A 15,405-nucleotide genomic window follows, 5' to 3' on the forward strand; every position below is an offset into this window, starting at 1 on the left:
AATTATTAAAATTAAGTCTCTTCCTTGTCTCCCCCCTCTTCCTTGTCTACCTTGTCTCTTCTCCATGCCCCAATCCCCATATTAAAAGAGGTTATTATGTCTGTTGCAACATTAACGCCCAACCATAGCAGAGATGTCCAAGTTGCTGAAATTGGTAAAAATACTCTGATTCTACGATCGCGGACTTGGGACAGACTAAAATTTGAGGTGGAGTATTCCCGTCAACGGGGAACTACAGCAAATTCTTATCTGATTCAAGCTGATAAAAAGGCTTTAATTGACCCTCCCGGTGAATCTTTTACCGAAATTTACCTTGAGCAACTAGCACAAAATTTAGATTTTATCACCCTAGATTACATTGTTCTCAGTCATATCAACCCCAACCGCAGAGCAACTTTACAAGTATTGCTCTCTCTGGTTCCTCAAGCTACTCTCATTTGTTCTCGCCCCGCCGCCAATGCCCTAAAAACTGCCTTTCCCGAATTTGAATCACCTATTCAAGCGGTGCGATCGGGAGATACTCTAGATTTAGGACAAGGACATCATCTATCATTTGTCACCGTACCCACTCCCCGGTGGGCTGATGGACTTTGCACTTATGATTCTGCAACGAAAATTCTCTACACAGATAAGCTTTTCGGCGCTCATATTTGCGAAGATACTTTGTTTGATGAAGATTGGAAAGGGTTAGATGCGGAACGTCGTTATTATTTTGAATGTCTCCATGCGCCCCAAGCGAAACAAGTTGAAGTAGCCTTAGATAAAATCTCGGTTCTGGGAGCTAGATGTTATGCCCCAGCACACGGGCCAGTTGTTCGTTACAGCCTCAGTCGTTTTAGTTATGATTACCGTCAATGGTGTCAAGGACAAAAATCTCAAGAATTGAGTGTCGCTTTGCTTTACGCTTCTGCTTATGGAAATACAGCAATTATGGCGAATGCGATCGCTCAAGGTTTGATCCAAAATGGAGTTAATGTAGAATCAATCAACTGTGAACTAGCCGATTCTGCCGAAATTAACCGCATTGTAGAAACTTGCGATGGCTTGATTATCGGTTCACCCACTTTAGGCGGCCATGCACCGACTCAAATTCAAACAGCTTTAGGAATCGTCCTCTCGGTGGCAGCTAAAACTAAGTTAGCAGGGGTGTTTGGTTCCTACGGTTGGAGTGGCGAGGCAATAGATTTAATCGAAAGCAAGCTCAAAGATGCAAATTATCAACTAGGGTTTGAAACAATTCGGGTGCGTTTTAGCCCTACTTCTGAAATTCTTCAGCAGTGTCAAGAAGCAGGTGCTTTTTTTGCCCAAAACTTGAAGAAAACCAAAAAACTTCGTAGTTCCCGCCAGATTGTGACAGAAACCCACGTAGATCGTACCGAACAAGCGGTGGGGCGGATCATTGGTTCTCTGTGTGTTGTGACAACTCGTGATGAAGAAACTCACAAAGGGGTTTTAACTTCTTGGGTATCGCAGGCAACTTTTAACCCGCCAGGGATTATGATTGCGATCGCTAACGAGCAGAATGCAGAGTTAATGCATCATCCTGGTGATAAATTTGTGCTGAATATCCTCAGAGAAGGAAGAAATGTCCGACGCTATTTTTCTCGTCATAGCACTTTAGGCGATAATCCCTTTGCAAATCTTGACACAAAAACTGCTCTGAATGGTTGTTTGATTTTGAATGAGGCATTAGCCTATTTAGAATGTACGGTGCAAAATCAGCTTGAATGTGGCGATCGATGGTTAATTTATGCCGTCATCGATCGCGGTGAGGTGTTGGAAAATGATGGTATCACTGCTTTGGAGCATCGAAAATCTGGCAGCTATTATTAACTAATTCGTAATTCGTAATAGAGCCTCCGGCACGCTACGCGAACGTAATTCGTAATTTTTGGGTTTAATTCTCTCGTCCCCATGCAGATGGGAACAAGGAAAATTTACCCGATCAAATTTGAAAACATCCTTTCTTGAACTTAGCAATAATGCCCTCTTTAACAGGAGGGTATTGTTTTAGTTGTTAGAGTCATACTCGAAATAAATTAAACTACTTCCCTTTTTTCTCATCTAGCGCTTTCTGTATAGCTTCTCTACAGAATTCAGGAGGATCGTCTTGTGCCTTTACCTCTTTCTCCATTGCCTTGGTGACACGAATAGTAAGTTTTCCATCTAAAGGTTCTTCTCTATCAGACTTGATTGGTTCAAAATTTTGTGGGTTCCCTTTAGGATTAGGCATTGTTGAGAAATATAAATAACGCTTGATTCAATGTCTACCAAAGAATAGAGTTTTAAGTCGGTGGTGTTCACGTCAGCAAAACAAGTTCACCACCGATACCACTTTTACAAATGGGTAACTCTATTTTATGTTCACAAGGTCAGAACTCGAAATCAAAACCACTGCTGAGTTGAGAGACTTGTGTAGGCGTTACGGACTAAAGCCTACTGGAAATGGAGGCTACAAGACTAGTACGTCACGGCGGAAATAAACCTACCATTTGGAATGTCTGAAACCCTTGCGAACAGTTAATTACGAATTACGTTCGCGTAGCGTGCCGGAGGCTCTATTACGAATTACGAATTCCGCCTTGCGGTACTAGTTGGATTGTCACCTTGATGGCATTTCCACAGATAGCACTCGCTCAATTAAGGCAAGGAAGAGGGTTAAAGTCACCAGGTTTCAGTGTTATTCAATTCCTCGAAGGGGTAGTAGATGAGATGAACTCACCCACTGATGAGCAAGCGGCGCTGATTAAGCTAACGATGGAGGGAAAGGCTATGAGCTACCCTGACCGATACGACCAAGAGAATATGCTGAACTTGCACAAGGCTAAGATGTACCTTGAAATGGCTCTTGGATTACTAAGGTGAATTCTAGTAGTCTGTCTCATAAAATTTGAAGGGTTATAAAAGTTTGTAGTAAGCACTTCAGTGCTTAAAATTGAGCGATAAATCGCTCACTACAAACCTTGCAAAACTTATGGGACAGACTACTAGGGAAGGGGGTTAGATTTTTTAGGAACTTTACCCATTGTCGGTTAATCTTAGTGCCAATCCCCCATACCCAATATCGTGATCTAAGATTGTTGGGTATCTTATAAATTGCGATCGCCACTATACGGATGATTGAAGTTGAACATCTGAGTAAAATATACGGTTCCACCCCAGCGATTACTGATGTCACTTTTAGCGTCGAACCTGGGGAGATTTTAGGGCTTCTGGGCCCCAATGGCGCTGGTAAAACCACAACCATGCGGATTCTGGCTGGTTATTTACCGGCAACAAATGGTAATGCCCGGATTGCTGGTTATGATGTCCATGAAAATTCTCTGGCTGTACGCCAACGAATTGGTTATTTACCCGAAACACCACCGTTATATCCAGATATGACGGTGGAGGGATTTTTGCATTTTGTCGCCCAAATTAAGGGAGTTCCAGCAGGCGATCGCGCCAACAAGGTAGTAGCCGCCATCAAACGCTGCAACTTAGAAGATAAGCGGCGGGTAATTATTCGCAAACTCTCTAAAGGATACCGCCAACGTGTCGGAATTGCTCAAGCGATCGTCCACGATCCACCAGCGATTATTCTCGATGAACCCACCGTTGGACTCGATCCCCGACAAATAATTGAGGTGCGGAATTTAATTAAAAGTCTTGCTGGGACTCACACAATTATTCTTTCCACGCATATTCTACCAGAAGTGAGCATGACTTGTAGCCGCGTCGCCATCATTAATCGCGGTAAAGTTGTGGCAACTAATACACCAGAAAACTTGATGACTCAGTTGACAGGTGGTTCCGGGTATGAATTAGAAATAGAAGGAGAAGCTGCCCTAGCGAAACAGGTATTACAAAAAGTCGCAGGTGTGAGTCTGATAGAATCAATTCCGACAGCCGGAGGTCATCAACCACAGACAAATCGTGCTTACTTGCGCGTGATATCGCAGCCTGGAAAAGAACCAGGAAAGGATATTGTTGCAACCTTAGTGCGTGCAGGATTCGGTTTACATGAACTGCGACGAGTTAACGCCACCTTAGAAGATGTATTCTTGCAACTGACCACAGAAGAAAAGAATTTCGATCCTGATGTAGACTTAGCAGCAGACAAGGAAGGAGAGGCAGCGTAAATGGGTATAGTGCTGAGTAATATTATTGCCATTTATCGCCGAGAGTTACAGAGTTATTTTGTATCGCCTTTAGCTTATGCGATCGCAGGCATATTTTGGTTCATCGCCGGGTTATTTTTCGTGATGATTTTGCTAGGTCCAGATGGCATATTGCTAGGAGTCGCAGCCATAGATGCACAAGGACAACAACTCGGAGTGTCAACACCGCCGATAGATGTGCCTTATGAATTTATTCGAGCATTTTTAGATCGTATGGGGTGGCTACTGTTATTTATCCTGCCGATTCTCTCAATGGGACTCTATGCCGAAGAACGGAAGCGCGGCACTTTAGAATTATTAGCCACCTCACCAATCACCAACTGGGCGGTAGCTGTAGGTAAGTTATTAGGCGTGCTAACATTTTTTACCACAATGATCGTACCCATGCTAGTGTTAGAAGCGATCGCAATCAGTGGATCAAATCCACCAATGGTACTTTCAATTCCCTTGCTGGGTCATTTTGGATTAATCTTAATAGCAGCAGCAATATTATCTGTAGGAATGTTTATTTCCTCCTTAACAGACAGCACAATTTTGTCTGCGGTTCTTACATTTGCAGTAATTTTATTATTGTTATTAATTGATTTAATCGCCAAAATTGTCCCCGGCCCAGTGGGCGAAGCTTTAGGTTATTTATCATTGTTGAAACATTACAACACCTTAACTCAAGGTGTTTTTGATACCAGCGCCTTAATCTTATTCGCCAGTTACATTTTTTTTGGCATCTTTCTCACCGCTCAATCAATTGATGCACTGCGCTTTCAAAGGCAGTAGTCATTTGTTATTGGTCATTTGTCATTTGTCATCTGGTATATTGCCAATTGAGTTTAGGTAAGAGTTTAATTTGGGTGCTAGTTCGTTAATGATTGTTTTGATTGCATTTATCTGTTCGGTAGTTAAAAGGTTACGAGTGTAAGCAGGGTAAGCGCATCTAATTTTGTAGCTCTTGATACAGACAAAAAGCTTAAAACTTTATCTGAATATCAATTTTTCATTCAAAATAGGACGAATTGTCGTAAATGATTGAAAAAACATGGGTCAAATAGCTTTTTATGTTTTTTAACCACATAAAGACGAAAATGTCAATCCCACCCCTTGGCTCAGTGTAGTAATTTTGAACTTATTTGTGCTTTGGGTGAACCCCAAAACTACCGTGTCAATAGGGTTTGAGATGCGCTTACCCTGCGAGTGTAAGCTCGTCTTAACCAATGTTGAGTTTCATTCAGAGAGCCTCTAGCTATTTTTATGAAACGTCTATTTTCTTGAAAACTACCTCTTCCTACACCTTCTGCTATATTCGCACCGATACTATCTGCCGAACGGACAATCTGTTTACCAATTGTATCTTTTGCAAAAAAATTCCATCCTCCAACAATGTTCCAAATGTCATCTGCTAATTGTTCTGATAATTGATAAACCTGTAATTCTTGGAAACGCTTTGTCGCCATTTATTCAATTCAGTTGTCTTGCTTATTTTTAGTCACTCAATTTTCGTCCATATATTTTTACTTGTCACTATTTTTATACAAATGACCAATGACCAATGACAAATGACAAATTATGAATATAGTTGCAAAAAAGAAACTGTGGAAATATCTGTTTTGGTTGGGCCCGTTCCTAATTGCTGTTGGCTTAACAGTTGGGTTAGTTTCTGAACAGTGGGGACTAATCCCATTAGCATTTATGATTACGGGAATTGTCATCAGTGGGTTGGGGATAATATGGCAAAGCTACGAAACTAACTGGTGGAAACGTCGTTCTACCCAAGCTGGAACTAATGCCCTAGTAGCAACTCTAGCAGTGTTGGCAATTTTGGGATTGATTAACTTTTTAGGGACTCGCTACCACTTGCGGGCAGACTTAACAGAAAGTCAATTATTTACCCTTGCGCCTCAGTCACGGCAATTGGTGAGTGTTTTACCACAACCAGTTAAAGTGTGGGTGTTTGATATTAACCAAAATCCCCAAGACCGAGAATTACTCGAAAATTATCAACGGCAAAGCTCAAAATTTAAATATGAGTACATCGACCCCCAAGCTAGACCAGGACTTGCAGAAAAGTTTGGCGTTAAAGATTATGGGGAAGTTTATTTAGAATCTGGGGATAAACGGCAATTAGTACAAACAGTAAATCAAAATGAGCGTTTGTCAGAAATCAGATTAACTAGTCGCCTGCAACAACTAACAAATTCAACCACAGCTAAAGTTTACTTACTGCAAGGTCATGGCGAACGTCAACTTTCGCCTGGAAAAGATGCAATATCACAAGCAATTCAGGGATTAGGCGACAAAAGTTTTACAACATCACCACTGAATTTAGGAGAAACTTCCAAAGTTCCTCAAGATGCAACTGTAGTAATAGTGGCTGGCCCCAAGCGAGGGCTATTTGAAGGCGAAGTCAAAGCTTTGCAAGAGTATCTTAATCGCGGCGGTAATTTACTGCTGATGATTGATCCGAATACCGATCCCAAACTTAACAGCTTATTACAAGAGTGGGGTGTTCGTCTGGATAATCGTTTAGCAGTCGATGTCTCTGGCGAAAGCGTCGTGGGACTTGGCCCTGCTGCACCCTTAGTCACAGAATACGGACAACATCCAATTACCAAAGATTTCGGTAACGGCAATTCTTTTTATCCCATTGCCCGACCACTGGAAATTACCTCTGTACCTGGTGTTCAGGCTACTCCATTGCTACGAACTAAACCCTATCCCAAAAGTTGGGCAGAAAGCGACCTCCAAAGCGAAAAATTAGAGTTTAATGCAGATAAAGACCTGAAAGGGCCTCTAACCTTGGGCGTTGCTTTAACCAGAAAACAACCAGCTAAATCTGCTTCAACTCTCCAACCTGCACCGACACCTTCGCCCCTGCCATCACCAATCACTCAGAATAAAACTAGCCCTACTTCTTCGCCCTCCCGCAAAACTCCGCAAGCTTCACCCCTGCCATCACCAACGACACAAGGCAAAGCTACCCCCACTCCCACGCCTGCGGCTACTGCTTCCCCAACTCCTTCATCTCAAACAGCTACCGAATCACGCTTAGTAGTTTTAGGAAATTCCAATTTCGCCACCGATGGCTTGTTTCAACAGCAATTAAATGGAGATGTATTCCTCAACTCAGTGACTTGGCTGAGTCAACAGGATCAGCAACCTCTTTCCATTCGCCCCAAAGAACCGAAAAACCGTCGGATAACCCTGACAACTACACAAGGTAATCTTTTAATATTGTCGTCTCTGTTGATTTTACCCTTAATTGGATTTGCGATCGCACTTATTATCTGGTGGAAACGAAGGTAATAAAGGAGTTAAGAGTTATAACTATTAACTCTTCACCAATGACAAATGACAAATGACAAATGACTAAAAAATGAAATTGCCGAAAACGACTTTAATTTTGATACTGCTAGCGCTGGGTTTAGGTGGTTTTGTTTACTTCTATGAAATTAGAGGTACGACTGTGCGAGAAGAAACCAAAGAGCAAAAGCAGAAAATTTTCTCTTTTGGAGAAGATGATGTGCAATCCTTAACAGTCAAGACAAGAAAACTCACCCTGAATTTAGAACGTAACCCTGAACCTAGTAACCCCAAGTGGGTAATCAAATCTCCGATATCAGGCCCAGCAAATGATGCTATTGTTTCTTATTTAATGGATTTGTTAGTCAAAGGTAAGAGCAATAGCACTTTATCAACTCCAGTAAAAGAGCTTGGACAATTTGCCTTAGATGAACCCCCAGCAACCATAAATATCACCTTAAAAAACCGACAAAGCCATCAGTTAATTTTGGGCAAATCTAACTTTAATGGACGTTTCTTATATGCTCAAGCTGACCCTGCTGCTAAACCTGATGGAAATATAAATGTGCTGTTGGTATCTACAGATTTTGCAAATGCCGTGAATCGGGATCTATCAGAGTGGCAGCAACCGATAGATAATAGTCAGAAACTACCTCCGCTCAACATTCCTAAACCGAGTCCGACAAACAGCAAGCCCTAATTAATTAAAAAATCTGGCGATATTATGACAAATCCGACAGCAACATTGCTGATTTCCTGCCCAGATCAACGGGGACTGGTGGCGAAATTTGCAAATTTCATCTATTCTAACGGTGGTAATATTATCCATGCAGATCAGCATACAGACTTTGCTGCTGGGTTGTTTCTCACCCGCATTGAATGGCAGTTAGAGGGGTTTAATTTACCGCGAGAATTTATTGCCCCTGCTTTTAATTCAATTGCTCAACCTTTAGGTGCTAAGTGGCAAATACATTTTTCTGATACAGTACCACGCATTGCTATTTGGGTAAGTCGGCAAGACCATTGTCTATTTGATTTAATTTGGCGACAACGTGCTAAAGAATTTGTGGCTGAAATTCCTTTAATTATTAGTAACCATTCTAATTTAAAGGTAGTAGCAGAACAATTTAATATCGACTTTCAGCACGTTCCCATCACTAAAGACAATAAATTGGAAAAAGAAGCCCAACAACTAGAATTACTCCGCCAGTACAAAATAGATTTAGTTGTATTGGCGAAATATATGCAGATCGTCAGTGCAGATTTTATTAGTAAATTTCCACAAATTATTAATATTCATCATTCATTTTTACCAGCATTTATCGGTGCAAATCCCTATCACCGAGCTTTTGAACGGGGTGTAAAAATTATTGGGGCAACTGCTCATTATGCCACTGCTGATTTAGATGCAGGGCCAATTATTGAACAGGATGTAGTTCGAGTCAGTCACCGTGATGAAGTTGATGATTTGGTGAGAAAAGGCAAAGATTTAGAGAGAGTAGTATTAGCAAGAGCGGTGCGATCGCACTTACAAAATCGTGTATTGGTATATGGTAATAGAACAGTGGTATTCGAGTGATTTTATATCCGAAGGAATGCAAAAAAGCGATGCCTACGGCGGGCTACGCCTACGCGGGAAGTTGTGAGATAATATTTTCTAGCCAGCCGTTTGTCAATTATCTATCTCCCAATCTTCAATCAGCAAGTTATTAACCCGCTTAAATTCTCTGGTGTTATGGGTAACAAGGGTTAAGTTATTTGTCAGTGCAATCGCAGCAATTTGTAAATCATAAGCTCCAATTGGAGTGCCTAATGCTTCTAGCTGAGATCGAATCATTCCAAATGTCATTGCTGCGAGATCGTCAAATGGTAGTGATATAAATTGAGCTAAAAATTCTTGCTGTAAGGTAAGATTACGTTCTGGGTTGGCACTTTTCATTGCGCCATAAAATAGTTCAGCTTTGACGATTGAGCAAACGGCAATATCTTTGGTAGCAGTGGTTTCTAGTTTCTGCTTTAAGGTGAAATTTTTACCACGCATATAGATAATGCAAGTGTTAGTATCTAGCAGAAAGAAATTTCACAGGATAGGTTCGCGTTCTTGTTGTTCTCCTTGGGGATGGCGAAAGAATGTTTCATCTTCGATACATCCATAGAATTTAGTCAGGGGATATTCTGGAGTTTCGGTTTGGGTTTGTGGTTGTAGGGAATCAATGAGGGTTTTTAGCAATGTCCAGCCTCCGCTAAGGTCGAGTTCTTCGGTGAGTTCAGCTAGGGGGGATTGACGCAAAAATTCTAAGAGTTTGGTGGGTTGCTCTGGGTGGGTGTTGTGTTTGGTCAGGCTTTGAGCAAGGAATTGGATAATATACAGTTTATCGTTGGGGGAAAGCTGAAGGAGTTGTTCTTCGAGTTCTGGGATAGTCATAATGGGGTTTAAGTGGAGGATAATTTTATTTTACTTTCACTCTTCTGGGGTTAATCTAGTTTGACTCGTTTTTTACCTGTTAATAGTTATTGCATTATTGCTGCAACTGCTCATTATGTCACTGCTAATTTAGATGCGGGGCCAATTATTGAACAGGATGTAGTGCGAGTTAGTCACCGTGGTGAAGTTGATGATTTGGTGAGAAAAGGCAAAGATTTGGAGAGAGTTGTATTAGCAAGAGCGGTGCTATGCCCACGGCGGGCTACGCCTACGCACTTGCAAAATAGTGTATTAGTCTATGGAAATAGGACAGTAGTATTTGAGTAATTTTATATTTGAGCAAATATAATTTAAGGATATAAAAATAAAGTCCGCATAGGTGGACTAAAAAACACGATATTTAACCTAGATTTGGTATTAAACACTTACTACGAGAGATGAGTATAAAAATATTAAGAGTTATCACTATGTTTGCGAAAGTGAAGTTAAATAGTTAACAGCCTGAGAGTAAGAAAATATTATGACCAGTAACAACTTCATCGTCCGCACAATGAACAGGTCGGAAATTGATTTGGCGATTACTTGGGCAGCAAGCGAAGGTTGGAATCCAGGAAGGTATGATGCTCAATCTTTTTATCAAACTGACGAGAGCGGTTTTTTATTAGGCGAATTGAATGGTGAGCCGGTGGGGTGCATTTCTGCTGTCGCTTACGATCAAAACTTCGGCTTTCTAGGTTTTTACATTGTGAAACCCCAGTTTCGTGGGCAGGGGTTGGGTATGAAAATTTGGCAGACAGCAATGGACTATCTGGGTGCTGACCGTAACATCGGCTTGGATGGTGTAGTAGCTCAACAAGATAACTACAAAAAGTCTGGTTTCCAAATCGCTTATAACCATATTCGTTATCAAGGGGTGGGTGGCGGTGTTGTGCCTGCTGGTATCATCGAACTGAAAACAGTGCCTTTTGAAGATTTGGTGGCTTACGATTGTCAACTTTTTCCTTCTAAGCGTTCACTGTTTCTGCGACATTGGATTGAACAGCCAGAAAGTACTGCTTTCGGGTTTCTCAAAAATGGATATCTTGCTGGTTACGGAGTTATCCGGTCTGCCTATACAGGTTTTCGGATTGGGCCACTGTTTGCTAATGACGAACAGATTGCTGAAGCATTATTTCAAGCCTTGCTTGCAGAAAATCCTCATACTCCAGTGTTTCTTGACGTGCCCGATGCAAATGTACAAGCGATTAACCTAGTTCAACGTTACCAATTGCAGCCAGTCCTTCAAACTGCTCGGATGTATACTAAAGAAATTCCTAGTTTACCTATTAATCGCGTCTTTGCTGTGACTAGTTTGGAACTAGGTTAGAAACAGACAAACAATGTGTTTAGACTCCTAATATACAATCTCACTATGAGCGCGTGAGTTTTTCTATTAGTCGGCGTGCGTCAAACTTGATGATTTTTAACAAGTGCTGAGATCGTAGGTACTAGTACCGCTTCGCGTAATTCGTAATTCGTAATTCGTAATTCGTAATTCCCGTTGCGTAAGGGTTTTAGACATTTCAAATGGTCTGTTTATTTCCGCTGTACTGTACTAGTAGTCTGTGGTGGAAGTTTGCCTACTTTTGTTATTTGGAAATCCTTAAATAAGAAAAAAGTCAGAAAAATTTTTCTACCAAAATTCAAAAGCTTGATATATCGAGGTTTGGGATAGGTACGACAGCGCAAGAAGAGTGCGCCCAGTTGTGCATCAATTCACTTCTAATGCTCCCAAAGCTTTCAAAGTTGCTACCTCTGCTTCAGTCAAGCCCATCACTTCAGTAATAATCATGCCTTCGTATGGGCGGGCTGGTCTCAAGGTTTGCCGACATTGCCCCGTAGTAATATCCCAACAGTTGATTGTTTCATCCCAACTTCCACTGAGCAAAGTTTGATCGTCTGGGGTTAGACTGAGCGACCACACCCAATGGAGATGATTTTGTAGTGTCGCAAGGCAGTCTCCAGTAACTAGATTCCAAATTTTGATAGTGCGATCGCTACTACTGCTAATCATGCGGCTGCCATCCTTGGTGAACAGAATACAAAGTACCTGGCTAGTATGTCCAGAGAATGTCCGCAGACAACCTCCTGTGTGAATGTCCCACAGTCGCACCAAGGAGTCATCACCACCAGTAGCAACATATTGAGTATCTGGACTCACAGCAACAGCCCAAACACGGTTAGAGTCTGCCTCCCAAGTATGAAGACAATTGCCTGTTTCAAGATCCCAGCATTTAACTATCGAATCATAGCCACTGCTGAAGAGAGTTTTTCCATCAGGGCTAAAGGCGATCGCCAACACAGAACCAGGATGCCCCTGTAATGTTTGCAAACATTCACCAGAATGCACATCCCATATCTTGATTGTATGGTCGTAGCTGCCACTAGCAAGAAAATTACTGTCTGGACTAAAAGCAACTGCCCAGACCCAACTACCATGACCATGTAAGGTTTTGAGGCATTGCCCTGTATGGGGACTCCAAAGTTTAATAGTGCGATCTGCACTGGCGCTGGCCAGAAACTGTCCATTGGGACTGAAGGCAACAGAGAAAATACGATTGCTATGTCCATGTAGTACACGAAAAGGCTGAAGGTCAACCTTTAAGCTTTGCGGGGCATTGAGATTTACATCCCAGAGTTTAATTGTCTGGTCTTCATGTCCACTAGCAAGTAAGTTTTGCTGCCAACTGTGGGCGATCCCATAAACAGCATTACTGTGTCCTTGGAAGGTTTTGGTACACTGTCCTGTCTGAAGCTCCCAGACTCTAGCCGCGTGGTCATCACCACCACTGGCGATTAAATGTCCTTGAGGGTGAAAAGCAACTGACCAAATCCGATTTGTATGCTTTTCCAGGGTATCCAGACATTTCCCAGTGTCTATGTCCCAAATCTTCACGGTTTGATCGTAGCTGCCACTGGCTAGCTGTTCACCCTTGGGGCTGAATGCTACTGAGGTGATGACTCCTGCGTGTCCCTGCAAGGTCATTAAACACACCTTAGTATGTATATCCCACAGTTTCACGGTTTGATCAAAACTGCCACTTGCTAATATTTGCCCTTCTGGACTGAAGGCGATCGCTTTTACCCATTGCTGATGCCCTTCTAGGGCTTGCACACAACATCCAGTTTCTAAATCCCACAGCCTGATTGTGTTATCTTCACCAGCCGTTGCTAAGATTTGATCTGCGGGATGAAACGCTACACTCCACACACAAGCATTATGTCCTTCTAGAGTTTGCACACATTGTCCTGTGGCTAGATGCCAGACTTTAACTGTGTGGTCATAGCTACTACTAGCAAGAAGTTTCGCGTCAGGACTCCATGCGATCGCTGTGACAATACTAGTGTGTCCATACAGCGTTTTGAGACATTCTCCTGTGGTAATGTCCCAAAGTTTAATTGTATGATCTTGACCGCAACTAGCTAAAACTGAATGCACAGGGCTAAAAGCAATATTCCAGATCCAACTGTTGTGTTCTTCACAGCTAAAGAGTTGTTTACTATTACTAATACCCCAAACATGAATTTCACCATTTGTATCACTGGTAGCAAGGCAGCGCCCATCTGGACTAAAGGCAACGCTAGTAATGCCGCCAAAGGTCGCAGCAAAAACACACTCTCGAAAGGTTGTTTGGGTAAAGTTGACCCGATGTAAGTTGAGCGATGCATGGGTGGGACTCCGCCAACGCAAATCGCAGTTACGGATAGTGAGACGCGAAAAATCATACCCAGTTAAATCGGTTTCTAATTGTGTGAGTAAATTCAGCAGATTACCGCCACCATACCCAACTGGATCTATAGCTTCATCTTGAAGCTTTCTAACTAGTCTGCCAAGTTTATGCTCAAGCTGATGAGCAGAGCCAAGGGTTATTTGTAGCTGATTTAGGATAGGCCGCACAATCAGCTGAATTTGACTGTCGCGGATGTAGTCTTTTGCTTGGGCTTGCATCAAAGCATGGGTCAGCAGGTATTGCGGTGATTCTGTGACTATTTCCTGGCAGACTTGTTCAATCAAGCAGTCTGTGACGTATTCCATGACGACAGGTTGCTGTGTTAATCCTTCAGTATTGCTTTCTATTAAGCTACGCCAACGTAAAGATTCGAGGACTGACATTAACTTAGGCTGAAGCAATGCTGGTGTGAAGGCTGTTTGTAATTCTGTCAGGGAACCCTTCTCCCGATTAATTGCTAGCCAGTACATCACTTGCTGCTCTGAGGTAGAGAGTCTTTTGAATTGCTGCTCTAGGAGATTGCCAATGCCATAGAAGACCGTTGTGCCTTCGGCAAAGAAGTTGGCGATGTTGCCTTCATGTAAGTCCCGAATGGAGGTGGCAGCAATTTTCAAAGCTAGTGGATTACCACCGTAACACTCAACTAGTTGGCGGGTTTCGTCCTCTGAGCCTGATAGCCCTTTGAGCGTCAGAATTGTTTGTCCGGCTGCAACTTCTAATCCTGACAAAGCAAGGGTACGAACTGGCAAACCATCACCTGACAAGGCGGCGACTTCAGTAGGTTTTTCCCGGCTGGTGAGCAGGACACAGCTTTGATGCTGTGTTTCTCCTAATCGCCACAAAAGTTCACCGTAGGGTTCGTAGCCCTCACGGTAACAGCCTGTCCGTTTACCTTGCTGCAATAGCGTGTCGAAATTATCCAGAATCAGCAAGCATCGGGAATTGCGGAGGTATTCGATTAAACAAGTAATTTGCTCATGAGGGTCAGAGGGCAATGTGCCAACTTGCTGATGAGCAAGGATTTTGATGCAGTCTGTCACCAAGTCATGGAAAAAAGGTGCGTGCCGCAGCGATCGCCAAATGACATATTCAAATTCTCCCTGCAATTGTTCTGCTAATTTCACCGAGAGCGCGGTTTTGCCTATGCCACCCATACCTAGTAGTGTTACTACACGAGTGCGGTCTCTCACAATCCATTGGCTGAGGGTTTCTAATTCAGTAGTACGTCCATAAAATTGAGAAACGTCGATTGCTTCCCCCCAGTTTGTGTAGTTCGTGAAGGGTTGAAAGTTTAAGGTTGACGAAGCGTTTGTGTCCTTTTGTGGCTGTGCGGTTCGCTTCAGTACTCCGTGCAGGTTATTTTTGGTAACTTTTTCTCCTAAAGCTTGAGAAAGCGATCGCCATAGTTCAGAACCAACATCTTTGATATGACCAGGATCGTAATCGGACTCTACAGCCATGTCTAAGTATGTCTGTCCTGCCCAAGACTGACGAAACACAATCTCTTGAACTTTTGTTAAGCGTCCCCGTTCTAATAATTGCTCTACTAATGCGATCGCTTCTTCAACTGTCATTTATGTATTAATACTGTTAAACCACGATATTCTCATTAAAAATTTTATTTTTTCTTAAATTTTACGTAAATCTACCAAAAAGATCCGACTTTTTTCCGACCTTTTCCGACCGTCAATCTTTATACCAGGCAGTAGATTATTTGGAGCAGCAGTTTTAAGAACGTAAATTAGATCAATTTTAA

13 protein-coding genes and 2 pseudogenes are annotated in these 15,405 nt (G+C 42.3%); 9 read left to right on the top strand and 6 right to left on the bottom strand.

Annotation, left to right across the window (positions count from 1 at the left end):
- Positions 1-96 precede the first annotated feature (96 nt).
- Positions 97-1,833, top strand: a complete 1,737-nt coding sequence (locus HWQ36_RS23730; protein ID WP_292707077.1) for a diflavin flavoprotein — start codon at positions 97-99, stop codon at positions 1,831-1,833.
- 211 nt (positions 1,834-2,044) lie between these two features.
- On the opposite strand, the gene HWQ36_RS23735 is transcribed toward HWQ36_RS23730, so the two are convergent.
- A complete protein-coding gene (locus HWQ36_RS23735; protein WP_292707080.1) occupies positions 2,045-2,233 on the bottom strand; it encodes a hypothetical protein in 189 nt (62 codons plus the stop codon).
- A gap of 374 nt (positions 2,234-2,607) precedes the next feature.
- Here HWQ36_RS23735 and HWQ36_RS23740 point away from each other — a divergent pair, with 374 nt between their 5' ends.
- The 3 genes from HWQ36_RS23740 (at position 2,608) to HWQ36_RS23750 (ending at position 4,934) form a co-directional block, all read left to right on the top strand.
- The gene (locus HWQ36_RS23740) at positions 2,608-2,865 is read left to right on the top strand and encodes a hypothetical protein (RefSeq protein ID WP_292707082.1); all 258 of its coding nucleotides are present in this window, start codon (positions 2,608-2,610) and stop codon (positions 2,863-2,865) included.
- Between the two features lie 251 nt (positions 2,866-3,116).
- A complete protein-coding gene (locus HWQ36_RS23745; protein ID WP_292707086.1) occupies positions 3,117-4,121 on the top strand; it encodes an ABC transporter ATP-binding protein in 1,005 nt (334 codons plus the stop codon).
- On the top strand, positions 4,122-4,934 hold the full coding sequence (locus HWQ36_RS23750; RefSeq protein ID WP_292707089.1) for an ABC transporter permease: 813 nt from the start codon (positions 4,122-4,124) through the stop codon (positions 4,932-4,934).
- A 21-nt stretch (positions 4,935-4,955) separates the two neighbouring features.
- Here HWQ36_RS23750 and HWQ36_RS23755 read toward each other — a convergent pair.
- Together HWQ36_RS23755 and HWQ36_RS23760 are read right to left on the bottom strand one after the other, a co-directional pair.
- A pseudogene (locus HWQ36_RS23755) lies at positions 4,956-5,078 on the bottom strand (four helix bundle protein); the annotation flags it as partial.
- 230 nt (positions 5,079-5,308) lie between these two features.
- Positions 5,309-5,608, bottom strand: a complete 300-nt coding sequence (locus HWQ36_RS23760; protein ID WP_292707091.1) for a four helix bundle protein — start codon at positions 5,606-5,608, stop codon at positions 5,309-5,311.
- Between the two features lie 112 nt (positions 5,609-5,720).
- On the opposite strand from HWQ36_RS23760, the gene HWQ36_RS23765 reads away from it, so the two are divergent.
- The 3 genes from HWQ36_RS23765 to purU all read left to right on the top strand — a co-directional run bounded on the left by HWQ36_RS23765 (position 5,721) and on the right by purU (position 9,033).
- Positions 5,721-7,457, top strand: coding sequence for a Gldg family protein (locus HWQ36_RS23765; protein ID WP_292707095.1), 1,737 nt, complete (start codon positions 5,721-5,723; stop codon positions 7,455-7,457).
- 70 nt (positions 7,458-7,527) lie between these two features.
- Positions 7,528-8,154: a DUF4340 domain-containing protein gene (locus HWQ36_RS23770; RefSeq protein ID WP_292707098.1), complete on the top strand. Its 627-nt coding sequence runs from the start codon at positions 7,528-7,530 to the stop codon at positions 8,152-8,154.
- A gap of 24 nt (positions 8,155-8,178) precedes the next feature.
- A complete protein-coding gene (gene purU, locus HWQ36_RS23775; RefSeq protein ID WP_292707101.1) occupies positions 8,179-9,033 on the top strand; it encodes a formyltetrahydrofolate deformylase in 855 nt (284 codons plus the stop codon).
- Between the two features lie 93 nt (positions 9,034-9,126).
- Here the strand turns inward: purU and HWQ36_RS23780 are convergent, their stop codons facing one another.
- Positions 9,127-9,525, bottom strand: a complete 399-nt coding sequence (locus tag HWQ36_RS23780) for a type II toxin-antitoxin system VapC family toxin (protein ID WP_267921699.1) — start codon at positions 9,523-9,525, stop codon at positions 9,127-9,129.
- A 9-nt stretch (positions 9,526-9,534) separates the two neighbouring features.
- On the bottom strand, positions 9,535-9,879 hold the full coding sequence (locus HWQ36_RS23785; protein ID WP_292707104.1) for a hypothetical protein: 345 nt from the start codon (positions 9,877-9,879) through the stop codon (positions 9,535-9,537).
- Between the two features lie 93 nt (positions 9,880-9,972).
- Between HWQ36_RS23785 and HWQ36_RS23790 the strand changes: the two are divergent.
- Both HWQ36_RS23790 and HWQ36_RS23795 read left to right on the top strand, forming a co-directional pair.
- Positions 9,973-10,206: pseudogene (locus HWQ36_RS23790) on the top strand (formyltransferase family protein); the annotation flags it as partial.
- Between the two features lie 193 nt (positions 10,207-10,399).
- Positions 10,400-11,245: a GNAT family N-acetyltransferase gene (locus tag HWQ36_RS23795; protein ID WP_292707107.1), complete on the top strand. Its 846-nt coding sequence runs from the start codon at positions 10,400-10,402 to the stop codon at positions 11,243-11,245.
- Positions 11,246-11,629: 384 nt separating this feature from the next.
- Here HWQ36_RS23795 and HWQ36_RS23800 read toward each other — a convergent pair whose 3' ends face one another.
- Positions 11,630-15,223 (bottom strand): NB-ARC domain-containing protein, encoded by a 3,594-nt coding sequence (locus HWQ36_RS23800; protein ID WP_292707109.1) that lies wholly within the window; start codon positions 15,221-15,223, stop codon positions 11,630-11,632.
- Positions 15,224-15,405 lie beyond the last annotated feature (182 nt).

The sequence above is a fragment of the Nostoc sp. NMS2 genome (genome assembly GCF_017115105.1).
GTDB lineage: Bacteria > Cyanobacteriota > Cyanobacteriia > Cyanobacteriales > Nostocaceae > Nostoc.